General features: G+C 56.4%; 1 rRNA gene. It reads left to right on the forward strand.

Annotated features, from left to right (window positions below):
• Window positions 1–573, forward strand: a 23S ribosomal RNA gene (locus AB1L08_RS22520); the annotation flags it as partial.

Here is a 573-nt window from a genome sequence, read left to right on the forward strand (position 1 = left end):
GGGAGACAGTGTCAGGCAGGCAGTTTGACTGGGGCGGTCGCCTCCCAAAGAGTAACGGAGGCGCCCAAAGGTTCCCTCAGAATGGTTGGAAATCATTCGCAGAGTGTAAAGGCAGAAGGGAGCTTGACTGCGAGACCTACAAGTCGAGCAGGGACGAAAGTCGGGCTTAGTGATCCGGTGGTACCGCATGGAAGGGCCATCGCTCAACGGATAAAAGCTACCCCGGGGATAACAGGCTTATCTCCCCCAAGAGTTCACATCGACGGGGAGGTTTGGCACCTCGATGTCGGCTCATCGCATCCTGGGGCTGTAGTCGGTCCCAAGGGTTGGGCTGTTCGCCCATTAAAGCGGTACGCGAGCTGGGTTCAGAACGTCGTGAGACAGTTCGGTCCCTATCCGTCGCGGGCGCAGGAAATTTGAGAGGAGCTGTCCTTAGTACGAGAGGACCGGGATGGACGCACCGCTGGTGTACCAGTTGTCTTGCCAAAGGCATAGCTGGGTAGCTATGTGCGGAAGGGATAAGTGCTGAAAGCATCTAAGCATGAAGCCCCCCTCAAGATGAGATTTCCCATT

It is taken from the genome of Siminovitchia jepli (assembly GCF_047228825.1).
Taxonomy (GTDB): Bacteria; Bacillota; Bacilli; order Bacillales; family Bacillaceae_C; genus Siminovitchia.